This window comes from Lishizhenia sp. (assembly GCF_057456495.1).
The window spans coordinates 1-5,797 of sequence record NZ_JBVCPV010000183.1; the positions used below are offsets into that span (position 1 = coordinate 1).

The 5,797-nt window shown below is 36.8% G+C and carries 3 protein-coding genes and 1 tRNA gene; 3 read left to right on the forward strand and 1 reads right to left on the reverse strand.

What is annotated here, in order from left to right; translation table 11 throughout:
• The 3 genes from AC22ZQ_RS11925 to AC22ZQ_RS11935 form a co-directional block, all read left to right on the forward strand.
• Positions 1-595, forward strand: a 595-nt coding sequence (locus AC22ZQ_RS11925) for a PorP/SprF family type IX secretion system membrane protein (protein WP_318958995.1), incomplete at its 5' end; no start/stop codon positions are given.
• A 20-nt stretch (positions 596-615) separates the two neighbouring features.
• Positions 616-3,405, forward strand: a complete 2,790-nt coding sequence (locus AC22ZQ_RS11930) for a carboxypeptidase regulatory-like domain-containing protein (protein ID WP_318958996.1) — start codon at positions 616-618, stop codon at positions 3,403-3,405.
• A gap of 102 nt (positions 3,406-3,507) precedes the next feature.
• Complete coding sequence (locus AC22ZQ_RS11935) at positions 3,508-5,496, forward strand: PKD domain-containing protein (protein ID WP_318958997.1); 1,989 nt, start codon at positions 3,508-3,510, stop codon at positions 5,494-5,496.
• A gap of 91 nt (positions 5,497-5,587) precedes the next feature.
• On the opposite strand, the gene AC22ZQ_RS11940 is transcribed toward AC22ZQ_RS11935, so the two are convergent.
• A tRNA-Phe gene (locus AC22ZQ_RS11940) sits at positions 5,588-5,663 on the reverse strand.
• Positions 5,664-5,797 lie beyond the last annotated feature (134 nt).

The following is a 5,797-nucleotide window of genomic DNA, read 5'->3' on the forward strand; positions in this document are numbered from 1 at the left end:
CCTTAAGTTTAAAAAATCTAGAGGTAGACTTGCGATGGGGTTAAAGTTTGGAATGAACCTTATGAATGCCAGAACCAATGAGTTGTTAACCACAGAGGGGAATGATCCACAGTTTATGACCAATGCAGGTGGAATTATCTCGCCTAATTTTGGATTTGGAATGTACTATTATAGTAAGCGTGTGTTTGTGGGATTCTCCACTCCGAGAATGCTAGAATCGCGTGATTTTACTTCCTTGAATTCTAATTACAGAAGACACTACTTTTTTATCGCAGGATATGTGTTTGATGTGGATAGAAACTTAAAGATTAGACCAAATACACAGGTGAAACTTACAGAAGGAGCTCCTGTAAGTTTTGATTTAGGAGTGTCTTTTATATTCAATGATAAGCTTTGGTTAGGAGGAAACTATAGATTGGGAGACAGTTTTGGAGTCATTACGCAATTTCAATTAAACAATCAGTTTAAAGTAGGGTTGGCTTATGATATTACAACCAATGAATTGGCTGCATATAACAAAGGGACCTTTGAAGTTTTATTGTCTTATGACTTCAGTTTCAAAAAAAGTGGAATACGTTCACCAAGGTATTTTTAAATAGAATTAGTTAAAACAACATGATTAAAAAATCATTTATTCTCATCGTAATGTGTGTTTGGGGAATTAATTCCTTTGCACAAAGTGGAAAGCTCAAAAAAGCGGATGAGTTATACAGTCATCTGGCCTATGCAGAGGCTATTAAAATCTATAAGGATCTAATAGGGACGGAACATGAAAATTATAAGTTGTACTCTAAATTGGCCGATTGTTACTATCAACTAGGGTTGACAGAGTTGGCAGAATACTACTATTTTATCTTAATACATACTCCAGATGTTACTGCTTACGATGTGTATAATTATGCGCAGGCATTGAAAGAAAATGGAAACTACAATGAGAGTGCGCAATGGATGCAGAGATTTGCACAAATAAATAAGGAGGATAGTAGGGGAATTGAATTTTTGAATAATCAGAATTATTTGGATGACATTAAATCACTGGCAAGTTCTTTTGAGGTTCAACGTGTAGATTCTTTGAATACTTCTCTTTCGGATTTTGGAGGGTATTATTTTGATTCTAAACTTTATATTATTTCTAATAGAAAGGGAAGGTCTGCTATTCAAAATTACCACGACTTAAATAATGAGCATTTCTTAGATATTTATGAATTATCTATTCGAAATGATTACAATTCTGGTAAGGTTAAAAGAATTAGTAAAGAAGTCAATTCTAGTTATCACGAGGGGCCATTATGTTTTTCGGAGGATGACCAACAAGTCTATTTTACACGTAATAACATAGAAAAAGGTGATAACGGTAGAGGAAAAGATGGGATTAAAAACCTGAAAATTTATGTAGCTGATATCATCGATGGAAAATGGTTGAATCAAAGAGAGTTGCGTATAAACTCTCCAGATTATTCTGTAGGTCACCCCACATTGAGTAGTGACGGCAAGACTTTGTATTTTGTTTCTGATATGCCAGGTGGTTATGGAGGGGCAGATCTTTACAAGGTGGCGGTAAACAAAGGTGAGGTAATTGGTGAGCCTGAGAATTTGGGGGCAAGTATAAATACAGAAGGACAAGAGGTGTTTCCATGGATGGCTTCAAATGGAATTTTGTATTATGCTTCTGATGGACATCTTGGGTTAGGAGGTTTGGATATTTTCGCCGTTGTTCCTAAGGATGGAAAAGAAGAGAATGTAAACCTGGGAGAACCTATTAATAGTTCGAATGATGATTTTGCATTCATTATGCATGAAAGTAACCTTTTTGGACACGTTTCTTCAAATAGAAAAAATGGTAACGGTGGAGATGATATTTATGCCTTCCGTTTGAACAGTGCAGTGTTACCACTTTGTCTCAATTTATCAGGATTAGTTCTGGATGAAGTTACAGGTGAAATACTTCCGAATGCAACGGTGCAGTTGTTTGGTAAAGATGATAGGATAGTCGCTGAAACTACCGCAGATGAAAAAGGTAATTATTCATTTTCTGTTCTAAAAGGGGAGGAGTATCTTTTAAAAGTGAATAAGGAAAGTTATCCAGGAGGAGAGTTCATATTGAACACTAATTATGTAGATGATCAAGAACAAGAGATTAAAAGAGATTTACCACTGCGTCATTCACCGATTAATACGGAGGAGGCTTTAAGTTTAATTGTGCTTGTTGTTGATGAGGAAACAAAGGAGGTGCTGAGAAATTCTCAACTGGAGCTATTTGATGCCTCAGGTTTTAAAGTTGGTGAAGCATTGACGGATGACAAGGGATACTTCGAATTTGATATCGACAAACCTGGTGATTATTCTGTAAAAGGGGAAAAGGACTCCTACTATTCAAAGGTGGCAAGGTTTGGGGTTGATGGCCGAAACACAGAAGTAGAATTAGGTTTGAGTCCTATGAGATTTCCGACAGATGATGTCATAGCGTTAAATGGAGTGGTTATAGATAAGGAAACGGGTAAAGTACTTCCGAATGCTGTGATTGACATGGTATGGGACTCCATCAGTTTTCAACTCATCACAGATGAGCAAGGGAATTATCATTGCGTAGTTCCGAAAGAAGGAGATTTATACATAGAGACGAGTCATCAAGGATATCATGCTGAATTGGATACTGTTGATTTAAAGCAGTTGCCAAGTTTATTAAATGAACAAGGTTATTATCAAATAGATTTAATTTCAGATCCAAACGCCTTTGCTTTCATTTTTGTAGTAGAGAATGGCTTTACGCATGAACCTTTGAGTGAGGTTGAGGTAGTCATCGAAAATAAATTAGGAGAGGATTTTGCACTTAGCACAGACGAAAATGGAGAGATAAGGGTAAATCTGATGGGTCTTGTAGTGGATAGTAATCTTAACCTTGTATTACATCTTAAGAAAGAGGGATATTTACCAAAGGATTTAACGATAGAAGCATCAGGAATTGGAGGTGAAGATGTACATGGGAACACTTTGATAGATGAACCTATAGAAGTTTACAATGACTTGGCAGGAGAAACTATTGTACTAGATAAAATCTACTTTGATTTGAATAAGTCAACCATACGACCAGACGCTGCACTTGAGTTAGATTCTATTGTTCGTTTGATGAACAAATTCCCTGAAATGGAAATTTACTTTACTTCACACACCGATTGTAGGGCTTCTAAGGCTTATAATTTGAAGTTGTCACAACGCAGGGCTATGTCTTCTAAGGCTTATATACAGGCAAGAATCACGAATCCAGAAAGGATTAATGGTGAGGGTAAAGGTGAGGAAATGTTGGTTAATGATTGTGGTTGCGAAGGTTCCCAAACTTCAGATTGTACCGAGGAGCAGCATGCCGAGAATAGGCGAACCGAGTTTGAAATTATTAAAATGGAATGATAAAATATTAAAACCCTTTCGAAAGAAAGGGTTTTTTGATAGTGGGACAACCTTTAATTTTTGTGGTTCGTAATTAGTACAGAATCTATAAAAACCTAAATTATGAAAAAGTCAATATTACTATTATTACTACTTGTACTCGGTTTACATGTACAAGCACAAACTTGTCAGGCCAGTTACACGCTTACATATGGATCTAACCCCGGTGAGGTAACTTTTACGGACAATTCAACGCTTTCAAATGCGAATGGTGGAGTGTATTTTTATGTACAATCTTCGATTAATGCAATTAATGATGTGCAATCGAACATTGCGCCGGGTTATACAGCTACTTACACTTTAACAACTGATGCATGGTTAAAGATAAATATGTCTGTAACTGATGGAGTGTATCAATGTTCTAGCTTGTACGATAGTGTATTTGTTTCTACTGCCACTGGAAGTAGTTGTGATCCATCCTTTAGTTCATCTTCTCAAAGTAATTTAAATCCAGAGATTATTCAATTTTTTGGTAGTAGTTTAAATCCAGGAGGAACGCAATATAATTGGGATTTTGGTGATGGAACAGTGTTAATAGATGGTGGTCAATCTCCACAGCATACCTATCCCTCAGGAGTAAATACCTATACTGTAACTTTGGATGTTATAGGGCCCAATAATTCTTGTACCGCAACGCAAACGAATACTGTGACCATTGACCCCGTGACCTATAACTGTAATGCTGTAATTAATAGTTACGGTACGAATAGTCAAGGTGTGGTTAGTGTTGATAATAACGCGTATACGCAAGATCCTAGTGGAACCATTTCTATAGATATTACTGGGCCGAATAATTTTAGTCAACAGTTGTCCTTACAGAATTACACTGATTTTACTTTTACGGTACCTCAAAATGGAAGTTATTATTATACTGTTTCGATAACGGGGGCATGTCAAAGTACGTACAACGGAACGTTTTACATTAGTAACTTGCAAAGTCCACCTTATTGTAATGCGTTATTTCAGTCCTATCTGAGAGGTCAACATTTGATCATCCCTTATAACGGGTATTATGGTGGGTCAAATCAGCAAATTAGTCACAATTGGGACTTTGGAGACGGTACGAGCTCAACAATAGGTTACAGTACCTTAGAAAAAGTTTATTCTCAGTCAGGGTTTTATCAGGTGGAACACGAGGTGAATGGATCTAATTTTGCTGGGTCTTGTACGGATACTTGGGGTGTAAATATAGAGGTGGAACCTTATCAATGTGACGCAGGTTTTGCTGCGGAATTTCTTAACGATACTCTTTTTGTTCTTAGAGATTATGTGGGGTACATGCCGAGTTATACGGTAGATTATGGTGATGGAACTCCAGTTCAACAGTTTGTGGGAAATCAGATCACTCACGCAAAGCATAAGTATGCTCAGGCTGGAACCTATAATGTATGTGTTACCGTATCGGATAGTTTGTGTTCAGATTCTTTTTGTCAACAAGTTACTTACAATCCTAACAACCCAACTACAATGGAATGTGTAGCAGACTTTACAGTTGTGCCTGACCCGAATAACTCATCCCTTATTTATGTAGTTGATAATTCATCGGGTGTGAATATGGAATATAAATGGAATTTTGGAGATGGATCTTATGATTACTTATACCAATATCCTACTCATACCTATGGAGCGGTAGGAACGTATACGATATCTTTAGATGTGAGATATGCCGGTTGGCCCGGTCATTTTTTAAATGATAACCATACAGATGTTGCAGTTGTGACAACCAAATCTTTAGGAACTGAAGTGATTGTTGTTCCCTCTTTAGATGCGGTAGGAATTAAGGATGAGGTAGTTTTTAGTGACGTGAATATTTCCCCTAATCCGAGTACGGATGGTTATTTTAAGTTGAGTATAAACGCACAAAGCGAAGAAAGACTTAATTTACGTATCCTCGGAGCGAATGGAAATTTGGTGGAGGATACAGAATTACAGATAGGAAAAGGACTCACTACTCAGCCGTTAGATTTGTCTAATGTTGATGCTGGAGTGTACTTCGTAAGCTTAACAAATGCTGCAGGTGTGCAGAAAGTTTATAGAATAATTAAGCAATAAGAAATAGTTTAGAATCTAATGAAAAGGGATGCATATATGTGTCCCTTTTTTAGTGCAAAAAAAAAGACCATCAAAATTGACAGTCTTTTTTTGGTGGTGATGGACGGAATCGAACCGCCGACACAAGGATTTTCAGTCCTTTGCTCTACCAACTGAGCTACATCACCTTCCGTTTGGTGGGTGCAAATATATAAACATATTCGAATGTGAGCTTCTCTAAATTCGTTTTGTTTATTTTTTTCTTAAAGTTTAAAGCAAAAAAAAGACCGTCAAATCTGACAGTCTTAATTTTCAGTGGTGA

Excerpts from the sequence above, each read along its gene's own strand:
- AC22ZQ_RS11930 (WP_318958996.1), top strand. The coding sequence starts at position 616 with ATGATTAAAAAATCATTTATTCTCATCGTAATGTGTGTTTGGGGAATT.
- AC22ZQ_RS11935 (WP_318958997.1), top strand. The coding sequence starts at position 3,508 with ATGAAAAAGTCAATATTACTATTATTACTACTTGTACTCGGTTTACAT.